This window comes from Vibrio sp. RE88 (assembly GCF_013113835.1).
GTDB lineage: Bacteria > Pseudomonadota > Gammaproteobacteria > Enterobacterales > Vibrionaceae > Vibrio.
In genome coordinates this window covers 125,883-143,800 of sequence record NZ_VTYQ01000003.1, presented here as the reverse complement: position 1 = coordinate 143,800, position 17,918 = coordinate 125,883, and the positions used below count along the sequence as shown (strand labels likewise).

The 17,918-nt window shown below is 43.8% G+C and carries 28 protein-coding genes and 1 pseudogene; 25 read left to right on the top strand and 4 right to left on the bottom strand.

Translation table 11 applies throughout. From position 1 onward, the window contains the following. Window positions 1-52: 52 nt before the first annotated feature. Complete coding sequence (locus F0265_RS06635; RefSeq protein WP_171748299.1) at window positions 53-1,087, bottom strand: methionine synthase; 1,035 nt, start codon at window positions 1,085-1,087, stop codon at window positions 53-55. A gap of 28 nt (window positions 1,088-1,115) precedes the next feature. Next, a complete protein-coding gene (locus tag F0265_RS06630; RefSeq protein ID WP_171748298.1) occupies window positions 1,116-2,090 on the bottom strand; it encodes a DUF1852 domain-containing protein in 975 nt (324 codons plus the stop codon). 327 nt (window positions 2,091-2,417) lie between these two features. On the opposite strand from F0265_RS06630, the gene F0265_RS06625 reads away from it, so the two are divergent. The 7 genes and pseudogenes from F0265_RS06625 (at window position 2,418) to F0265_RS06600 (ending at window position 6,245) form a co-directional block, all read left to right on the top strand. Next, on the top strand, window positions 2,418-3,227 hold the full coding sequence (locus F0265_RS06625; protein ID WP_171748297.1) for a TSUP family transporter: 810 nt from the start codon (window positions 2,418-2,420) through the stop codon (window positions 3,225-3,227). A 91-nt stretch (window positions 3,228-3,318) separates the two neighbouring features. Beyond that, complete coding sequence (locus F0265_RS06620) at window positions 3,319-3,729, top strand: GNAT family N-acetyltransferase (protein WP_171748296.1); 411 nt, start codon at window positions 3,319-3,321, stop codon at window positions 3,727-3,729. A 109-nt stretch (window positions 3,730-3,838) separates the two neighbouring features. Beyond that, complete coding sequence (locus tag F0265_RS06615; protein ID WP_171748295.1) at window positions 3,839-4,579, top strand: SDR family oxidoreductase; 741 nt, start codon at window positions 3,839-3,841, stop codon at window positions 4,577-4,579. A 64-nt stretch (window positions 4,580-4,643) separates the two neighbouring features. Beyond that, window positions 4,644-4,949 (top strand): annotated as a pseudogene (locus F0265_RS06610) (DUF899 family protein); the annotation flags it as partial. A gap of 23 nt (window positions 4,950-4,972) precedes the next feature. Then, complete coding sequence (locus tag F0265_RS24525; RefSeq protein WP_345775865.1) at window positions 4,973-5,344, top strand: DUF899 family protein; 372 nt, start codon at window positions 4,973-4,975, stop codon at window positions 5,342-5,344. Between the two features lie 58 nt (window positions 5,345-5,402). Next, a complete protein-coding gene (locus F0265_RS06605) occupies window positions 5,403-5,807 on the top strand; it encodes a DUF1801 domain-containing protein (RefSeq protein ID WP_171748294.1) in 405 nt (134 codons plus the stop codon). A 102-nt stretch (window positions 5,808-5,909) separates the two neighbouring features. Continuing rightward, on the top strand, window positions 5,910-6,245 hold the full coding sequence (locus F0265_RS06600; protein WP_006961967.1) for a zinc ribbon domain-containing protein YjdM: 336 nt from the start codon (window positions 5,910-5,912) through the stop codon (window positions 6,243-6,245). A gap of 65 nt (window positions 6,246-6,310) precedes the next feature. Here F0265_RS06600 and F0265_RS06595 read toward each other — a convergent pair whose 3' ends face one another. Then, on the bottom strand, window positions 6,311-6,763 hold the full coding sequence (locus F0265_RS06595) for a YkgB family protein (protein WP_171748293.1): 453 nt from the start codon (window positions 6,761-6,763) through the stop codon (window positions 6,311-6,313). 187 nt (window positions 6,764-6,950) lie between these two features. Between F0265_RS06595 and F0265_RS06590 the strand changes: the two genes are divergently transcribed. The 8 genes from F0265_RS06590 to F0265_RS06560 all read left to right on the top strand — a co-directional run bounded on the left by F0265_RS06590 (window position 6,951) and on the right by F0265_RS06560 (window position 12,264). Continuing rightward, complete coding sequence (locus F0265_RS06590) at window positions 6,951-7,376, top strand: hypothetical protein (protein WP_171748292.1); 426 nt, start codon at window positions 6,951-6,953, stop codon at window positions 7,374-7,376. A 77-nt stretch (window positions 7,377-7,453) separates the two neighbouring features. Next, window positions 7,454-7,882 carry a GNAT family N-acetyltransferase gene (locus tag F0265_RS06585; RefSeq protein WP_216607804.1) on the top strand — a complete coding sequence of 143 codons (429 nt, stop codon included), beginning with the start codon at window positions 7,454-7,456 and terminating at the stop codon, window positions 7,880-7,882. A gap of 230 nt (window positions 7,883-8,112) precedes the next feature. After that, complete coding sequence (locus F0265_RS06580; RefSeq protein WP_171748291.1) at window positions 8,113-8,952, top strand: hypothetical protein; 840 nt, start codon at window positions 8,113-8,115, stop codon at window positions 8,950-8,952. A gap of 78 nt (window positions 8,953-9,030) precedes the next feature. Further along, the gene (locus tag F0265_RS06575; RefSeq protein ID WP_171748290.1) at window positions 9,031-9,792 is read left to right on the top strand and encodes an SAM-dependent methyltransferase; all 762 of its coding nucleotides are present in this window, start codon (window positions 9,031-9,033) and stop codon (window positions 9,790-9,792) included. 29 nt (window positions 9,793-9,821) lie between these two features. Then, entirely contained in the window at window positions 9,822-10,163 is a 342-nt protein-coding gene (locus F0265_RS24565) for an aldehyde-activating protein (protein WP_253809365.1), read from the top strand. Window positions 10,164-10,186: 23 nt separating this feature from the next. Further along, window positions 10,187-10,396, top strand: a complete 210-nt coding sequence (locus tag F0265_RS06570; protein WP_171748289.1) for a hypothetical protein — start codon at window positions 10,187-10,189, stop codon at window positions 10,394-10,396. Between the two features lie 201 nt (window positions 10,397-10,597). Then, window positions 10,598-11,176 (top strand): pyridoxamine 5'-phosphate oxidase family protein, encoded by a 579-nt coding sequence (locus F0265_RS06565; RefSeq protein ID WP_171748288.1) that lies wholly within the window; start codon window positions 10,598-10,600, stop codon window positions 11,174-11,176. A gap of 59 nt (window positions 11,177-11,235) precedes the next feature. Further along, the gene (locus F0265_RS06560; RefSeq protein WP_171748287.1) at window positions 11,236-12,264 is read left to right on the top strand and encodes a S66 peptidase family protein; all 1,029 of its coding nucleotides are present in this window, start codon (window positions 11,236-11,238) and stop codon (window positions 12,262-12,264) included. Window positions 12,265-12,319: 55 nt separating this feature from the next. Here the strand turns inward: F0265_RS06560 and F0265_RS06555 are convergent, their stop codons facing one another. After that, window positions 12,320-12,841: a DUF2058 domain-containing protein gene (locus tag F0265_RS06555; protein ID WP_171748286.1), complete on the bottom strand. Its 522-nt coding sequence runs from the start codon at window positions 12,839-12,841 to the stop codon at window positions 12,320-12,322. Between the two features lie 172 nt (window positions 12,842-13,013). Here F0265_RS06555 and F0265_RS06550 point away from each other — a divergent pair, with 172 nt between their 5' ends. The 10 genes from F0265_RS06550 (at window position 13,014) to F0265_RS06505 (ending at window position 17,910) form a co-directional block, all read left to right on the top strand. Next, window positions 13,014-13,400 (top strand): DUF4440 domain-containing protein, encoded by a 387-nt coding sequence (locus F0265_RS06550; RefSeq protein ID WP_171748285.1) that lies wholly within the window; start codon window positions 13,014-13,016, stop codon window positions 13,398-13,400. A 12-nt stretch (window positions 13,401-13,412) separates the two neighbouring features. After that, entirely contained in the window at window positions 13,413-13,736 is a 324-nt protein-coding gene (locus F0265_RS06545; RefSeq protein WP_043007740.1) for a hypothetical protein, read from the top strand. Window positions 13,737-13,779: 43 nt separating this feature from the next. Continuing rightward, window positions 13,780-14,301 (top strand): GNAT family N-acetyltransferase, encoded by a 522-nt coding sequence (locus tag F0265_RS06540; RefSeq protein ID WP_171748284.1) that lies wholly within the window; start codon window positions 13,780-13,782, stop codon window positions 14,299-14,301. After that, complete coding sequence (locus tag F0265_RS06535; protein WP_171748283.1) at window positions 14,301-14,795, top strand: GNAT family N-acetyltransferase; 495 nt, start codon at window positions 14,301-14,303, stop codon at window positions 14,793-14,795. Before F0265_RS06540 ends, F0265_RS06535 begins: the two co-directional genes overlap by 1 nt. Before the next feature lie 2 nt (window positions 14,796-14,797). Further along, window positions 14,798-15,280 (top strand): GNAT family N-acetyltransferase, encoded by a 483-nt coding sequence (locus tag F0265_RS06530; RefSeq protein WP_171748282.1) that lies wholly within the window; start codon window positions 14,798-14,800, stop codon window positions 15,278-15,280. A gap of 9 nt (window positions 15,281-15,289) precedes the next feature. Continuing rightward, a complete protein-coding gene (locus tag F0265_RS06525) occupies window positions 15,290-15,766 on the top strand; it encodes a GNAT family N-acetyltransferase (protein ID WP_171748281.1) in 477 nt (158 codons plus the stop codon). 18 nt (window positions 15,767-15,784) lie between these two features. Continuing rightward, window positions 15,785-16,357, top strand: coding sequence for a DUF6817 domain-containing protein (locus tag F0265_RS06520; RefSeq protein WP_171748280.1), 573 nt, complete (start codon window positions 15,785-15,787; stop codon window positions 16,355-16,357). Window positions 16,358-16,372: 15 nt separating this feature from the next. Continuing rightward, window positions 16,373-16,774 carry a DUF2007 domain-containing protein gene (locus F0265_RS06515; RefSeq protein ID WP_171748279.1) on the top strand — a complete coding sequence of 134 codons (402 nt, stop codon included), beginning with the start codon at window positions 16,373-16,375 and terminating at the stop codon, window positions 16,772-16,774. A gap of 24 nt (window positions 16,775-16,798) precedes the next feature. Further along, complete coding sequence (locus F0265_RS06510; protein WP_171748278.1) at window positions 16,799-17,317, top strand: NAD(P)H-dependent oxidoreductase; 519 nt, start codon at window positions 16,799-16,801, stop codon at window positions 17,315-17,317. 128 nt (window positions 17,318-17,445) lie between these two features. Next, window positions 17,446-17,910: a GNAT family N-acetyltransferase gene (locus F0265_RS06505; RefSeq protein WP_171748277.1), complete on the top strand. Its 465-nt coding sequence runs from the start codon at window positions 17,446-17,448 to the stop codon at window positions 17,908-17,910. Window positions 17,911-17,918: the final 8 nt, after the last annotated feature.

The following is a 17,918-nucleotide window of genomic DNA, read 5'->3' as shown; positions in this document are numbered from 1 at the left end:
GTGGCATCAATTGCCACCTTATTTTGTGATTTGAGAACGGCCCTTACCGCCTCTAGCTCGCGCCAGCGAGTTCTCTGCGGATTATCTCTGCGCCAGCTGCTAAGGCATTGAGCTTGCCGCTTGATACATCACGTGGCAGTGGAGCCATACCACAGTTGGTGCAAGGGTAAAGTTTGTCGGCATCGACGTACTGTAATGCCTTTCTTAGCGTCTCTGCGACTTCCTCGGGTGTCTCAATGGTATTGGTTGCAACGTCTATAGCGCCCACCATCACCTTTTTGCCTCTGATGAGTTCCAGTAGCTCAATTGGTACCCGAGAGTTATGACATTCCAGTGAGATAATGTCGATGTTGGATTGCTGTAGCTTAGGGAAAACCTCTTCATATTGTCTCCACTCAGAGCCCAGCGTTTTCTTCCAGTCTGTATTGGCCTTAATACCGTAGCCGTAACAGATATGGACCGCCGTCTCACACTTTAGCCCTTCGATGGCTCTTTCTAGGCATGCGATGCCCCAGTCGTTGACGTCATCGAAAAAGACGTTAAAGGCAGGCTCATCAAATTGGATAATATCCACCCCAGCGGCCTCGAGTTCTTTGGCTTCTTGGTTGAGTATTTTTGCAAATTCCCATGCGAGCTTTTCGCGACTTTTGTAGTGATCATCGTAAAGCGTGTCAATCATCGTCATTGGGCCAGGTAGCGCCCATTTAATCGGTTGATCTGTTTGCTGGCGTAAGAATTTCGCATCTTCAACAAATACAGGTTTTTGGCGGCTGACAGGGCCAACAACAGTTGGCACGCTTGCATCGTATCTGTCACGGATCTTAACCGTTTGGCGGTTTTCAAAATCAACGCCGCTCAGGTGTTCAATGAAGGTGGTAACAAAGTGCTGACGTGTTTGCTCACCATCGCTGACGATATCCACACCGGCATGCTGTTGTTCTTGTAATGACAGACGTAGAGCATCGTGTTTGCCATCCGTCAGTTCATCGCCTTGTAGTTTCCAAGGTGACCAAAGTGTTTCAGGTTGTGCCAGCCAAGAAGGTTTTGGCAGGCTCCCCGCCGTTGAAGTTGGTAATAGTGTTTTCATAGTAAGTGCTTTTTGTTTTCGTTAGTTGTTAAGCGTAATTTGCTGACCACTGTTCAAGAACGGTCTGGTATGGTTTGATGAAGTGCTCTTCAGCAAACTTCCCTTGCTCAATAGCTAAGCGGCTACGCTCTTCACGGTCATAAACAATTTGCGTCAATGAATGATCACTATTTTTCAAACTTGGCTGATAAGAGGTACCTGCTGCAGCGTTCGCGTTATAGATTTCCGGGCGATAGATTTTTTGGAACGTTTCCATCGTGCTGATCGTACTAATCAGCTCCAAGTTGGTGTAATCGTTGAGTAAATCGCCAAAGAAATAAAATGCGAAAGGTGCAACACTGTTTGGCGGCATAAAGTAACGAACTTGTAGCCCCATTTTCTGGAAATATTGTTCCGTGAGAGAAGACTCATTCGGCTCGTATTCAAAACCTAATACCGGGTGTTGATTTTCAGTTCGGTGATACGTTTTGTTATCCGAAACACTCAAACAAATAACTGGTGGCTTTTTAAAGTTCTGCTTATATGTTTCTGAGCTGACGAAATGCTTAAATAGTTTGCCGTGCAGCTCACCAAAATTTTCTGGAATACTGAATTGAGGTTTGCCTTTATTATGGTCAAGTAGAAGAACACTGAAATCATAATCTCGTACATAAGACGAAAAATTATTCCCTACGATCCCTTCAATGCGCTCATTGGTTTTATGGTCGACAATGTAAGTTTTGAGTACTTCAATCGAAGGGAAGCTCTCACCGCCTGCCTCAATATCCATATCGACGGATACGATTTCCAATTCAACAGAATAACGATCACCGTTCGGGTTGTCCCAATGTGCTAATGCATTGAAGTTGTTATCAATCATCTGTAGTGCATTGCGTAGGTTTTGTTGTCGACTTTCGCCTCTCGCTAGGTTGGCAAAATTGGTCGTAATACGTGTGCTGTCAGCAGGGCGATAGTTCTCATCGAGGCTAAGGCTCTTGATAGTAAATGTGAAGTCTGTATTCATGGTGATCTGTTATCCTATTTCCTAAGATGAAAGCTGATTCATTCCTTGCTCTTCCGGGCTTCTTTTTTGTTTTTGATAATCCCAGATCTGAGCCACCACTGCTTTTTCCATTTAACCTCAGAGATCTGAATAAAATGAGCTGTAGTTAAGAGCAGAGATTTATTTATAACGTTGATCGACACATAAATAACAATGGATTTACTTCACTATCAACATGAAGAGATTTCATGTTTCATTATTTATGAAAGAGATATATTAGTGTGCTTCATGGGAACATGAAGCATTTTTATAACACAATATTTCCAACAAAATGAAAAGGAGAAATGAGTGAGTGATTTGGTGTTGTTGATCATATATTGCGCACTATTAGGCAGTGGTGTTGGCTTCTTAGCTGGGTTGTTGGGTATTGGTGGTGGCCTAGTCATTGTTCCGATACTCAGCATTATTTTACTCCACTTTGGTGTGTTACCGAGTGAGCAGATAGTGATTGCAGCGATTGCTACCTCATTGGCGTCCATTTTGTTTACTTCAACTTCTTCAGCCATCGCTCATCATAAAAACGGTAATGTTCCGTGGAATCTCGCACCATGGATAATGACAGGTGTTGCGCTAGGGGCATTGATTAGCGGTTTTATGGCGGCGTTGCTGCCCGAGCAAGTGGTTCGGGCTGTGTTTGCAGTCAGCGTTATTCTTATTGCACTGAAAATGATCTTCAGCAGTAAAAGTGATTCAGCGAACGATCAACCAATGCCAAGCAGACCTTTCCTCACTGTGCTTACAACGATTACAGGTGGTTTGTCGGCAATGATAGGCATTGGTGGCGGCGCACTTTTAGTTCCTTTATTAACGTTTTTCTCCGTTGATATGAAAAAAGCGATTGGATGTGCGTCTGCTTGTGGCATTGTGATCGCACTGTTTGGCTCCATTGGCTATATCAGTTCAGGTAGCGGTCACTATGCGTTATCCGATGGCTTTGCCGGATTTGTTTATTTACCTGCTTTATTCGGCATTGTAAGTACGTCTTGGTTTACAGCGCCTCTAGGTGCTAAGGCGACACACTCTTTACCTGTCCCAACGATTAAGAAGATCTTTGCTGCTCTCTTACTGGTCATGGCTGCCAATATGGTGATCAATTAAGCCAGTAGAATAGATTGGCATGGGTACTGTTTTTTTATACAGTTATTTGGTGTATGCTCCGTCAAATAGATGATGATAGGAGCAGAATTGAATGGAATATGTCGTTGTACAAAGTGTGCCTAGCCCTGAAGCTTATTGTGCTTTGCGTGTCACTGCGGGGTTATCGCCTAAGTCTCTTGAAGCCGCCAAAATAGGATTACCAAACTCACTTTATGGTGTTTCCGTTATGGATGGAGATAAGCTAATTGCGATGGGGCGCGTCGTGGGTGATGGCGGGTGCAATTTTGAAGTTGTTGATATTGCCGTCGACCCGGATTACCAAGGCAAAGGGCTAGGGAGAAAGGTTATGGAATACATCGACAGCTATCTGTCTTCCGTTGCCTTGGCTGGCTCTTATGTATCAATGATTGCGGATGAGCCCATTTTTTATGAAAAACTTGGCTATCGTTTGGTTGCTCCAGCTAGCCAAGGCATGACGAAAAAATTTAAGCCCTCCGTTTAATTTGTATTAAAGTGAAAAGGTCAATAATGACAGCCATGCACGGCATAAGTGAGTGGAACATGCTTTAGCATCAGGCGAAATGGTCGAGGTGATATGAAAGGAATCAACAATGAAAACAGTCCTGGTCACAGGTGGTAGCAAGGGTATTGGTTTGGAAGCGGTTAAATTGTACGCTTCAAAAGGAGAGCAGGTGGTCACGTGTGCTCGAACTATCGAAACTTGGGAGGAAGTTACGAAAACGAATCCAGAGCTGTCTGATGTGGATTTTCAAGTTGTGGACGTATCGGATCGTCAGCAGGTTGAGGCATTGTTTGAATACCTGACTTCAAAGTATGGAAAGCTTGATATCGCGATCAATAATGCTTCTCCGAAGATAGAATCTAAAGGCCAATTCTCCAGAGTGGACTCTGATGAGCTCTACAAAACCCTCGTCAATGATTTATGGTCTCATACTCTGTGTCTGAAGCACGAGTTACTACTGATGTCTAAAGGCGCGTCGATTGTTAATGTCAGCTCCGTCAATGGCGTTCGCCCGACGCCCAACGTGTCAATGTACAGCGCGACAAAGCATGGCTTGGAAGGTTTGACTCGCTCGGTGGCGCTGGAGGCGATTAAAGAGGGCGTCAGAATTAATTCCGTCGCGCCAGGCGTTACTTGGACACCAAGGTGGGAAGAGCGCCAAGCGTCTGATAGTCCTGATATTCGTTCTGAAGTCGAGTCTGTGGTGCCTATTGGCCGTTTCGCTGAGCCCGCGGAAATTGTGAGCGCGATTGAGTGGTTGTGCTCAGATCAAGCAAGCTATGTCGTTGGTCATACTTTAGTGGTCGATGGCGGTCTCTCTCAGAGTTAGACGACACACAGGTTTACTCTGAGGAAAGTGCTATACATAAATTAGTCACCCGAGGGTATATATCATGAATAGCAAAGTGGTTTCAAAGCGTGAATGGGTAGAGGCTCGTCTTGCGCTTTTAAAGAAAGAAAAAGAGTACTCTAGGCTTCGCGATGAGTTAACTAAAGAAAGGCTGGCTTTGCCTTGGGTATTGGTCGAGAAGGACTACACCTTCAAGAGCGAACAGGGGCTTATTCACTTCTCTGAGTTGTTCGGAGATAAATCCCAGTTAATTGTGCAGCACTTCATGTTTCAGGAAGATTGGGAGGCCGGATGTAAATCCTGCTCTTTTATGGCCGATCACATCAACCCGGCATTGACTCATCTGGCTGAAAAGACGTCGCTTTCGCCGCGATTTCCATTGCTCCGGTTTCACAGCTCCTCAGGTATAAGCAACGTATGGAGTGGGACTTTCAGTGGGTGTCGTCCGCAGAGTCTGAGTTTAATCGAGACTTCAATGTGTCTTTCAACGACAGTGAATTAGCGGCTCAATCGGCTACCTACAACTACAAAGAGAATACTTCTTTTCCGTGCAAAGAAGCACCTGGCATCAGCGTGTTTAAACGTGTCGGAGATGACGAGATTTATCACACCTATTCTGTGTATGGGCGAGGGTTGGAGAAAGTCATGACGACTTACGATCTGCTCGATATGGTGCCTAAAGGCCGGGATGAAGGTGGAAACAATATGTCGTGGTTACGCCGAAAAGATGAATACGAGAAATAGGCTGAACTCATGAATACTCCACTTGAAGCTCGTAGCCAACACTCTTAAAAGGTGTGTGATGGAACCGTCAATGCAAGCGCATTTCAACCAATACCCTGAAGACGTACGAACCAAACTTCTCAATCTAAGAGCGATGATTTTTCAGCTGGCTGAAGAGTTGAGCCTAGGCGTTGTGAGTGAATCTTTAAAATGGGGTGAGCCGAGTTTCAGTGTTAAGTCAGGAAGCCCAGTCAGAATTGACTGGAAGTCGACGACTCCGGATCAGTATTATTTGCTCTTTCATTGCCAGACTATGCTGGTGGACACTTTTCGAGAACTCTATGGTGATGTGTTGGATTGTCAGGGCAACAGGGCGATTGTCCTTGAGTTATCAAAACCGCTACCTAAAGACGCTATCAGACATTGTCTCATCATGAGCATGACCTACCACAAGATAAAACATCTGCCGTTACTGGGCGCATAATCTATACCCAAAGCGGCGGTGTAGCTTTTTATATCTAATGGCTCGCATAGGGCTTTTAAGCGCAGTATCATATGGCAAACAATCTCAACAAGTAGTGAATATATGTCTTTCCCACCGTGCCCAAATTGTCAGTCCGAATATGTTTATCAAGATCAGAGCCACTTGGTATGCCCAGAGTGTGCGTATGAATGGAACCCTGATGAGGCACTTGAAGCCGAAACTCCCAATGTTAAAGACGCCAACGGCACGTTGCTCGCAGAAGGGGATAAAGTGACTTTGGCAAAAGATCTTAAAGTTAAAGGCAGCTCCCTGATCCTAAAAATAGGCACTAAAGCTGTGATCCGACGAATTGTCGATGGTAAAGACCATCAGTTGGACTGCAAAGTTGATGGTGCAGGTGAAATGATGGTGACGGCACAATTTGTTAAGAAAGCTTAATGGTGACACTTTAACTCGAATCTTCTTACAACAAGGGCCCGCTGAGAAAGCGGGCCCTTGCTCGTTTAAGCTTGAACTAAAGGCTTGTTGCGTTCAATGACGCTAATTGAAATCGCCAAGAACAGGATATCTTTCACTAAAAAGAAATTGGTCACGAGGATGCCATCAGACACTTTCCAAGTATTTGGCGTCGTTAGAAGAAAGCTGAGTGTTGCCACAAAAATTACAGCGGCTGCAATTCCGGACACATACGCGATTTTCGCATTTTTAAAGCCAGCAATCAGGCCAATAGCCACGATGATCTCGGTGGCACCGATAAGATTCGAAACCGCTTGTACAGAGATGATGTCATAAAGCCAACTCATCGCTGGATGGTTGACCACCAAAGGTTCAATCAACTTAGCTTCTGTCGGGGTAAACTTGTAAATACCAATCCAAGCCAACACTAATGCGACGCCAATAACGCCAAGATTGTAACCAATATTACTTTGTTTTAATTCTTTATTTTCTACATGCATGATAGGACTCCAAAATAACAATGCGTGGATATGACCGAGCATCTGTAGAGAAAATTTCGCCGAAGTGGCGCTCACCCGTTTTTAATTCAGATTAGGTTCATCAACAATCCGTTACTTTATTGTTATTTGCAGTCGAATATCACTGTTTTAAAATTGCCCTGTAACTGAATATTCTTAAAGGTAAAACATGAAAAAAACGCTGACCGTAATGATGATGCTTGGTGCCCTAGCTGGATGTGATGACGCAACTAAAGCGATCGATCAGGCGCAAAAAGCTGCGAATAAAGCGGTGGACGATATTCAGCAGCAAGTCGAGTCTTTCGATTTAGAACAGCTCAATCTAGAGCAATTTGGTGACGCAACAGAATCAGCAAAGGCAATGGCGGTGTCTGTCGAAGAAGCAATGACAGTTGACTTCAGCAACCCACAAGCATTGGTTGATGCCAAAGAGCATATCGCGAATGCATACAGCTGTTTAGTCGAAGCATCATCGGAGTCTACTGCGTCTGAGTTGATGGATAAGTTGATATCGTCAGTGAATAGTGAAGGCGCGGTATCCTTGATTGAAAAAGGCATTGAGCAAGCGAAAACAGCTCAAGAATGTGTAATGTAACCACGTTAATCGAGTAGGCGCGGTTGGAGAACTGTGTCTACTATTTGTACATAGCCTCTGGGGATTGGAGAGAATGTTTGTTAGACCCTATCTTAATTGAGCCCTATCAGGACGCGTTTCTTCCTGCACTTCGAAACCTTTATCTTAAATCACGACAAGCCAGTTTCACTTGGTTAGCCACCGATGGCTATCAATTGTCAGATTTCGACAATGATGTCGAAGGCGAGCAAATCTGGGTCGCGATAATCGGGGAAGATATCGCAGGTTTTATTTCAATATGGGAACCCGAAAATTTTATTCACCACCTCTATGTCTCACCAGAGCATATCCGAAAAGGTGTTGGCTTTCATCTATTGCAACTGGCTAAAACCCGCTACCCCACACTTAGTCTAAAATGCATGTCACGCAATGAGTCTGCGCTGCAATTTTATCAGTCCCAAGGATTTGTCCGTCAATCAAAAGCCGAAGATTCTCTCGGAGGTTACTACCTACTCACTTTGCAGTAATACAGTGGGATAACTCCTTTGAAGCTAGGCCTTTTCAAAAATACGTATTTGTCTTTTCAGTCCGATAGATAATTTGAGATTCAAGCCTATAAATCAATATAACTACTTGTAGAGAAAGCTTTAGTTTCATATAAGTGTCTAGCAAAGGACCAATCACTCTTGGCTTTTTTCAGCAGAAAGACGAAGAGAGTGACGTCATGTAGGTGTAGATATTTATCAACGGAGCAAAGATGAAGTTCGCTAGATATTGGGAAAAAAAAGAAGTCATCAATGAGACGGGCATCTTTTGGCAAAAGAAGCTTTCCGTTTGGGGTTCATCTAATGAGAGCCCAGAGCAAGCAGCGATTAACGCAGAAGATCGACTGCGTTCAATGAGTGATTTTTTCGAAGGTCATCATGAAAAAGGGGACGATTACGAATACTGGACGGGAGTGGTTAAAGAAGAAATCTTAGAAGAGCGCCAAGGTAAGAATGGGGAGCCTTTAGCGATCATCAGCCGTAACGGATACGGTGCTGCCGTTCTAAATACCAGTAATGTTGTTTTCGGTGATATTGATGTCTTCGCTCCAAGTTTTGTTGATCGATTTTTGCAGATGTTCGGTCGTGAAAAAAAGGACAAAAACTACTATTTGGCGACGATAGAAGCCTACCAGAGAAGCCACCCAGATCTTTCTTTTAGAGTCTACGAAACGCATTCAGGCCTGCGATTCATTCTGACAAACAAAACCTATGCACCGAAAGACACGTTTGTCGACACTCTGTTTAGTGACCTGCATGTAGACCCTTTGTATACGCGTCTATGCAAGAAACAAGAGTGTTTTAGAGCGCGGCTGACACCAAAGCCATGGCGAATTGGTATGCCTAGACCAGCGAGTCGCTTTCCACGATCAGAGCAATCCAGTATTAATGAATTCCAACAATGGCTTGGAAAATACAATGCTGCCTCTGCTAATGCGACCTCGGCGAAATATCTCACCTCGTACGGAGAGCACAGGCCACATGACGATGTGCAAACCGTGATCGACATACATGACCAATACATTTCGCAAAGAGACCTCGAACTCGCCTAATACTATAAAAAACTGAGTATTTGAATCGCATGGTACGGTCAGGTGCATCTCATATTAAGTCGAAGAATAAGTGAAATAATGGACGATTTTTATCTTACGGAAAAATGGCTGGCTTCCTATATCGAAGCTTCATGGATAGACAAGTGTTTAGGCGCAGAGGCTAAGAGGCCAAAAAGTCAAAATGTACCTACGCAATTCATTCAATCGAATTACAGCATTCAGGCAGCGCAGGCCGTCGTCAAACAACTATCTAAACACAATATAACCCCAGAAAGTTTATTGGAAGTGGGGCCAGCGTGTGGGCGCGCTAATTATGAGCTGGTTTCATCATGTGAAGAGTTAAAGCGAGTTTATCTTGTTGAGCCATCTCGTCGCTTGCTTGATGCCTTCACGGATATTCTGCTGACGCCAGGGGTAAGTCGATTTAGGGCGTTGGCGACTGAAGGTGTTGACTTGGAGCTTGATACCACCTCTTTATCTAACAAGTATTTACCATTGGTTGTTGAAACCTTTAACACCCCAGCTTCTGATGAGTTAGCTATCCCTCAATGCGAATTGGTGGTCTGCCTAAATGTGCTTGATCAATGTGAATCCCCCAAGCAAGTGGTGGATTATCTGATGTCGAGAGTCTCAAATGGCGGTGTGCTGGTTCTGTCTTGCACTTATCAGTGGAACGACAAACATCTAAAAACACCGTCAGAAGGTATTGATGACATTAATGGCTACTTCGACCAAAGGTGGCAAAAGCTTGATGATCAAGAATTTGAATATCGTTTTAGAATTAATGAACGTTATTCAATGCTATTTTTGTCGCATACCGTCATTTATCAGCGCTTATAAATACACACTGAATTGGAAAGGGCGAAATTATGGAAGTCAGTTGTCATTGTGGGAATGTGAAATTAGCTACCCAGAGCGTCCCATCGGAAATGGGAGAGTGTAATTGCTCAATCTGTCGTCGTTACGCTGCACTGTGGGCTTACTATTCACCTTCTGAGGTAGCCGTTACATGTGTTGAAGAGCCGACCATTTACTATATTTGGGGAGATAAATGTGTCGAGTTTCATCGCTGTCAACTTTGCGGATGTATAACACACTATGTGACAACGCCGAAATGCGATAAGGCAATCATTGCCATCAATATGTGTATGGCGGAAGGTGTTATACTCCAAGACATTCCAATAAGAAAAATCGACGGTTCGTCTTATTAGACGTCTACAGAAAAGGAAGTGAAATGGAATTTGCGATTAAGCGGTTAAAAACGTCACTAGGTACTTTTCGATTACGTGGTGAGCTTATTGCCTATAACAGCGATGAAAAAATTAACTATGAAGAAGCTGAGTTTATGGGTACAGATGGCTGGGTCGAAATAAACACTGAGTCAGAAGGGGGAATGGCAATTCTGGAACAAATCAAAACAGAAGTGATCGAGTATCTTAAATAGCGTTAGTTAAGATGCCAAAGAAGTGATGATAAACTTGTAGCGGTTACTTTTTACTCCCCATATTAAACGCGAAAACACGTCCTACTATCAGCGCTCAATATATAAGGTATTGAGCTGATTGTGCTCGATATTCTCTTGTTTCCAGTGCTTTATCACATTAGTGTATTCTGATGTCGAACGCACGTATTGGAGATGAAGCACATGGGAAAACAGTTTTCAGAGTTATCGGATAAACACATCGCGTTTATTGAGCAACAAAAACTCTATTTTGTTGGCACTGCAGCGGATAGTGGCAGTGTGAACTTGTCGCCAAAAGGCGGTGATTCACTTCGAGTCATCAGCCCAACCCAAATCGCTTGGCTTAATCTCACCGGCAGCGGTAATGAGTCGGCTGCACATGTGCTGAATAATCCACGCATGACCCTCATGTTTTGTGCATTTGAAGGCGCTCCATTAATCTTAAGAGCCTACGGCCAAGCAAGTGTGCTGCATAACAAAGATGCGGATTGGGAAAAGTACGCCAGTTTGTTTCCCGAAAGCGTTGCTGCTCGACAGATATTTATCCTTGATATCAATATGGTTCAATCTTCGTGCGGTATGTCCGTGCCATATTTTAGTTACGAAGGGGACAGAGAAGATTTGGCAAAATGGTCCGAAAAGCAGGGGACTGAGGGGATTGAAAAGTATTGGCTGAAGAAGAACCAAAAGAGCATCGACGGTTTTGCATCGGAGATCGCCAGTCGCTCAGGTTTGAGTGAAGTCTCTGATGAGTCTTTTTAGTTTGATCAATTTTCTTATATTTAGTGGCAAGAAAAAATAAATAATAAAATAGGAATACTATGAAATACCCAGAGCCTCTACAGAAAGGGGATAAGATCGCTGTTACCGCTTTTTCTTCGGGTGTTCCTTCAGGGTGTCACCAACGTTTAGACCTCGTCTTGGAACACCTTCGAAGCCTTGGATATAGTGTAATCGAAGGCCGTTGCCTAAGAGAAAACGAAAAGCATGTGAGTGCGACTCCATCAATGAGAGCAGAAGAGTTGATGAAGTTCTTGTGCGATGACTCCATTTCGGCGGTTGCTCCACCTTGGGGGGGTGAATTTGCGATGGATCTTCTGCCTCTCCTTGATTTTGAAAAATTGAAGCAGGTTAAGCCAAAATGGGTATTTGGCTTTTCTGACGTGAGTACTATCAGCTCAGTGCTTACCACGCAATTAGGTTGGTCGACTTTACATGGCTCCAATTTAATGGAGTTAAACCCACTTGAAACTGACGAGCTCACCGCAAACACCTTGAATGTTATGACAGCCAAAGCTGGGGCTGAAATCACGCAGCTCTCTTCTGATTTTTATCAGGTTGCTGGTGAGTCTTTCGAAACTCAGCCGAATTGCTGCTTAAATAAAACAGAGAGAACTCAGTGGAAAGCGGTAGGTGATGTTGAAGAGTTGAGTTTTAGTGGCCGTCTGATAGGAGGCTGCTTTGATACTATGGTTCACCTGATTGGGACAGAGTATCTCGATCTTGAGCGCTTTAAACAATGCTATCCAAATGACGGTTTGATTCTGTATTTAGAGAATGCAGAGATGCCACCGACAGTGTTAAAGCGCGCTTTGCAAGGGTTAAAGTACCAAGGTGTTTTTGAACAGATTAGTGGACTGTTGTTTGGAAGAAACGCGGTTTTAGATAATTGTGGAAAAGCAATAACGTCTAGTGAAGCTTTCCTTTCTGTTGCCAATGACTTAAATGTGCCTGTTCTATATGACGTGGATATAGGTCATCTACCGCCTAACTTGGCACTCTTTAACGGCGCGCACGCAGAAGTTCATTTTAAGGATGGCAAAGGGAAAATAGTACAAACCCTGCGATAAATAGCTCGCATAACGCCAGTTAAAAAGCCACTCGGTTACCGAGTGGCTTTTTTCTTTACCACATCAGATCGTCTGGGACTACATAGTCTGCATATGGATCGTCTTCGGCTGGCACGTCTGATTCTGGCTCTTTGAGCTCAATGATGACCTGGTCATCACGTTGTGCAATTTTGTTTGCAACAACCCCGGGGATCACCGCATAACCATCTTCATGACGGGCGATAGCAAGAATACCTTTGATAAGTTGTTCGCGGATAATCGATTCAACGTAAAGGGATTTGACGAGCGTTCCATCGGTGAAGTTGTATTTAATATCACCATCTTTCTGATCGATTTTGTTCATCTCGATAAACTGTTTGATTTGCGACTGAATTTCTTTGTTCAGACGCTGCTCATTTTGTTGGTTGCTTAGCTCTTTATCACGCTCTTGCTGTTGACGTTTTTGTTCTTCGACTGCGGCTTTTACTTCACGAGCTTGTACGCGTGATTTTTTTGAACCTTTTTTGGCCTTCTTTAGCTTCTTTTCATTCACTAAACCAGCTTTCAGCATTTGTTCTTGCAGAGTCAGTTTTGCCATGGGGTATCCGTGTTGATAAATGTTTTGCGTATTTTATAGGGACGGGGCCTGCAAATAAAGGTATGTGAAGAATGTGCGTTAAGTTTTCTTTATCAATTGACGTGTTTCATATGGCAGTCTGGAGTGATATCTTCAGGCTATTGAAAGGCATGTGATGACAGGTACTACGCAGATGAAATGCCTCATTGAACAAGAACTCTTGCTTCAACAATATGAAACCCGCCAGAACGAACATGAGGTTATGCGTTTACTCCATCCTGATTTCGTTGAAGTGGGGCGCTCAGGCAGAAGCTTTGATCTGCAATCGATCTTAGAGCTGATGAAGAACGAGGAGCCTTCAACAGGCAAGATACATTCACAATCATTTGAATGTATTGCGCTTGAACCTTCTGTTCAATTGCTGCTGTATAAATCTGCTTGGGTTGATTCTAAGGGAAGCGCAAGTTTGTATACCAAACGTTCGTCAATTTGGGTGTTTACGGGTGAAAAATGGCAGTTGAAGTACCATCAAGGCACGCCTTGTGAGCCGTTTAGGATTGAAGTGGAATCCACGATTTAAAAGAATGACAAGATGTATAAATTAGAAATCTTTTGCCAACCTGCCCAAAAGGCACAAGTTCTGAGCACACTACATGAATCTGGTGTCGATAAGATTGGTGATTACGACCACTGTTGGGCGTTTGGCGCCATGACGGGCTCTCATCGTGCACTGGACGGTGCTAACCCGGTGTTCGGCGATAAAGGTCGAGTAGAGAATTATGACTTGCTTAAGATAGAGATAAATGTTGATAAAGCTCAGGTGAAGCCTATTGTCGAACAGCTTAAGCTTTGTCTGGGGTGGGAAGAACCTCTGGTGAATGTGCTCAAACTACACAATGCTGAATTTGATCTTTGATTGAGCTGAGCGCTCGAATCAAATATGTCAGGGTAAAGGGAATATGTTGTATACGGAACGCTTGATATTAAAGCCAGTTGAAGAGACAGATGTTGATGTCTACAGGCAAGTACTAAGTTCAGATAGTTTAACCAAGTTCCTGCCAAAGGGAGCGGCTTATTCAGAACCAGAAATTCTGCAGCATCACGCCAACAGAGTAGAGCACTGGAGGCAGTATGGTTTTGGTTCCTACATCATCTGTTACAGAGAAAATCCAACTAGAAAGATGGGGTACGCAGGCGTTGAAGTATGTGAAAACCCAGAGTTCAGTGATATCCGATACGCGCTACTGCCAGAGTATCAGGGGAAGGGGTATATCATTGAAGCATCCGAGGCATTGATACGAGAAACCTTTAAACTCGGTAAGCATGAGAAAATATATGGTGTATCTCTGGAAGCGAACAAACCTTCGGCCACCATTTTGAACAAACTTGGAATGCAGCGAGAGGTTGGTATCAACCTGTATGGAGAATGCGATGGTTTGGTAACTTTCTCGATTGATGCAAAGTCTATGGAGGTTCAGTAATGAAGATTAGAACTGCACTTCACAGCGATGTTCGGTCAATCACCGATGTCTTCAACTATTACATTGCCAACACCAATGCTCGCTTCGAAGAAAGACCTTTTACATTAGAAAACCGTTTAAATTGGTTTGAACAATTTTCACCAAACACTAAGCATCAATTATTGGTAGCAGAGCATCTGGGAAACATTGTTGGATTTGCCTGTTCGCAACCATACCGATCATCTGAGGCGTTCGCAGACACAGTAGAAGTGACGATATATCTTTCATCTGACGCAAAAGGAAAAGGTGCCGGCTCTGCATTATATCAAGCACTTATGGAGGAGTTAAAGCTGCAGGGTGTTCATCGTGCGCTATCTGGTATTGCTTTACCAAACGAGGCCTCAATTGCTTTGCATAAGAAATTTGGGTTCCAAGAAGTGGGTGTTTTTGATTCCTATGCAAAGAAAAACGGAAGCTATATCAGCTCCGTTTGGTTGGAAAAATTATTCGGATAATTATGATTTCTATAGAAAAGTACAGTGCTGAAAAAGCACACCTTATACATGCATTAAGCGTTACACCTGAACAAGCTCAGTTTACCGTTGATAACATTGGTGAAATGATCCCCGAATTGAAAGAAAGTGAACATCCCTACGTGATTATGAAAGGCGATCAGCCCGTGGGCTTCTTTCTTCTTGATATAGGCTATGCTGAGAAATTCAGTTTCTGCCCGGAAGGCGGTATTGGAATCAGAGCATTGTTGATTGATCGTAATCTACAGGGGCAAGGTATTGCACGTGATGCACTTAAACTGCTTCCCCAGTACGTTGGTCAAACCTATCCACAAGTCAACTCGCTTTATCTCACGGTGAACTGTCGAAACGAGCCCGCCTATCGATGTTATTTGAGTAGTGGTTTCACTGATACGACCGAGTTGTACTTAGGTGGCCCTGTTGGCCCTCAACACATCATGATGACACCAGTTTGTGGTCGAGGTTAAAAGATAAATATGGTTAAGCTGAGAGAAATGCGAACGGAAGAGTTTGCGGATTTTTATCAATATGCTGCCGAGGCCTATGCGCAGGATATTGCAGAGAATCAAGGCCACGCTGCTGAAAAGTCTCTTGAGCTCGCTCATCAGGCTTTGAAGCGTTGTTTTCCCGATGGTGTTGAGACAAACGGCCAGTCGCTGCTGTGCATCGATGCTGAAAAAGAGGGCGAATCAATATTGGCAGGTTACTTGTGGCATTGCGTTAATCAAAAAGAAGGGTCGACATTTATCTACGACTTTTACGTTATGGAAGCCTTTCGAGGGCAAGGTTTAGGTAGTAAGGCTATCGAGCTTTTGGAAGCGAAAATGAAAGATGTCGGTATTAAACAGATTAAATTGCGCGTTGCCTTCAACAATGAGCGGGCTCGGAAGCTATATGAAGAGTTGGGATTTGTGGTCACTGGTTACAACATGTCTAAGGTCATTACTGATTAAACTAAAAAGAAATCAATTATGAATACACACTTTGATCGTTTGAAATCTCTAGGGGCGGGTGACTTTCAGCACTTAAACGGTTCGCTTGAATCCCACTTGGTTGGAACAGAGTCCTTGCTGGCAAAATGGCAGGCGAGTGAAACTGTCAGGAGCGCTGGCCTCTTCCATGCAGCATACGGAACCGCTGGATTTGATGAGAGCATGGTCTCACTGGAAATGCGAAGTGAAATCGCCGCGGTTATTGGTCGAGAAGCAGAAGATCTGGTTTATCTCTATTGCTCTTGCGACAGAGACTATGTGTTTCCTCAGTTTGATTCTAAATTGTTCATCGAGTTTCGTGACCGATTTACGGGCTCGGTATTCGAGATGACGGAAGAGCAGTTACACCAGTTTTGTGAGTTGACCGTTGCCAATGAACTTGAGTTGGTGTTAGCAAGCGAAGAGTTTAAGTTGAAATATGGCCAAGAGCTATGGAACCTATTTGAAGGTATGGCGGTCTATTTGAGTGAAAGTGCCAGAGCAGAGTACGAGTTGGAGTTAGCTGACTGTGACACGTCCGAAAAAAATGGCATGCGAAGAGTGATGGTTTAGCACAAGAGAGGTTGTATGGTAGTTGTAGCTCGTTTTTCTTTCCCTCATGAGGCTCATATTGCGAAAGCGAGCTTGGAAGCCGCTGGAATTGAAAGCAATATTGCTGACGAATATACCGTTAACACCCAGTGGCTCTATTCAAATGCGATTGGCGGAGTTCGTTTAATGGTTCAGGAAGAGGATGCCGAGCAAGCGACCATTATCATTAATACCGACTATTCTGATGCTTTATGCTCTGAAGAAAGTTCCACTTCACAAGATCATTGCCCTAACTGTGGTAGCCTAAAACTAGAGCCGTTTACCAAAGGTAAGCGACCCGCTTTTTTAGTCTTTATTCTTTTAGGCTTTCCGCTGTTTTTCTATAAACACGGTTATAAATGTAGCGATTGCGGACATTTCACCGAAAAAACGGCCTAGCTTACTAAACTAGAGGGAATTCTAATGAAGGTAGCAGTGGTCTTGGGTACGTCAAAAACAGATGGTAATACGCGTCACTTAGTGAATAAATTTGTTGAGATGACAAATGCTACGGTGTTTGATTTAGCGGATTACCAACTCTCTTATTATGACTATCTACACGAAAATCGCAGCGATGATTTTATTCCTTTGATTCGCATGCTTACCACCTATGATCACATTGTGTTCGCTTCGCCTGTCTATTGGTATTCCATGTCGGCACAACTGAAAGTGTTCTTCGATCGCTTGTCAGATCTGTTGACCATAGAAAAGCAACTTGGACGCCAGCTGAAAGGTAAGGGAATATCTGTTATCTCGACTGGCTACAATCATGAATTACCAGATTGTTTTATTGAACCTTTTAAGCTTACTGCTCGCTACATGCAGCTTGAGTTTAGAGGCTTTGCTTATCTTCCTGTTAGCGAAGAAGAAGACCTTGGGCGAGCTCGTGCCATCGCTGAATGGTTTAGTGAGAGTATTTGTCGAGAGCCTTCTAAGGCATGACGTAGCTAAGTCTATGTAATCTGTGACTTACCTTTAGCCAAACTGAGCAAAAGTTTGATCCAAGCTCGCTAATGATTAGCGAGCTTTTTTTATGTTATAACAAAGACCTGCAACCTAAGGAGAGCGCTATGATTACTATTCGTCGATATCAGCCAGAAGATGCTAAAGCGCTTTGGGAGGTGTATTTCTACACCGTCCGAAATGTAAATCGCCAACATTATACTCAAGAACAGGTTGAAGCATGGGCTCCGGAAGGATGGGACATTGAAAAGTGGAAAAACAAAATGTCCCAAATTAACCCTTACATCGCTGAAATGAGCGGGCAAGTCGCGGGGTATACCGATTTGCAACATTCCGGGTTAGTGGATCATTTCTTTTGTCATCACGCTTTCCAGGGTAAGGGCGTTGGTCGGGCGCTTATGGAGCATGTGTTAAAGGCTGCGAATGACAAGGGTATCAGCCGCCTCTACTCGGAGGTGAGTATTACTGCTCGTCCTTTCTATGAGCGGATGGGGTTTAAAGTAGTGAAAGAGCAACAGGTTGAGATGCGTGGTCAGGTACTGACAAATTTTGTTATGGAAAAGCACCTTTAGGGAAAGCA